Origin of the sequence: Pseudomonas sp. IT-P395 (assembly GCF_949767675.1) — a bacterium.
Classification (GTDB): Bacteria; Pseudomonadota; Gammaproteobacteria; order Pseudomonadales; family Pseudomonadaceae; genus Aquipseudomonas.
Genome location: NZ_CATKPW010000038.1, coordinates 1 through 469, shown reverse-complemented (window position 1 = coordinate 469; position 469 = coordinate 1). Strand labels below are relative to the sequence as shown.

Genomic DNA, 469 nt, shown 5'->3' with positions numbered 1-469 from the left:
CCGGGCTGCGATCCGACGAAGGCGTCTTCAAAGACTCCCCATCGATCGAGCAAGAGATACAAACAACCGCTCGTCGAATACCCTTGCATACCTGTCAGATCTGACAGGTGTGCAATCTGCCGTTTCGCCGTTCAATCACTCCGTCACTTCCCCCACGGAGTCCTCGCCATGTCCAACCCCATCGAACCTATGATCCTTGAGGAACTCGGCATCCCCGGTCGCAGCAAAGACCCGGTGTCGACGGATCCCGATGTCTGGGGCATCAACATCGCTGCGGCGCTGGGCAACTTTCCGCTTCATGGCCTGCTGTGCCAGGCGGGGCCATGGGGCAACATGGCGGAAGGCGACAGGCTGACGATCTTTTGGGGCACCGGGCAGAACGTCTGGTTGGAAATCGTCAACAAGGACGAAGTCAAGACGCAACTGCGCATGTTCGTGCCTCCCCAGCACATGGTCGATGGCAAGTTTT

General features: G+C 58.4%; 1 protein-coding gene. It reads left to right on the top strand.

Annotated features, from left to right (window positions below; all coding sequences use genetic code 11):
- Positions 1-168 precede the first annotated feature (168 nt).
- Positions 169-469 (top strand): hypothetical protein (locus tag ACM6IN_RS20450; RefSeq protein ID WP_414916615.1); only part of this gene is annotated, 301 nt, incomplete at its 3' end.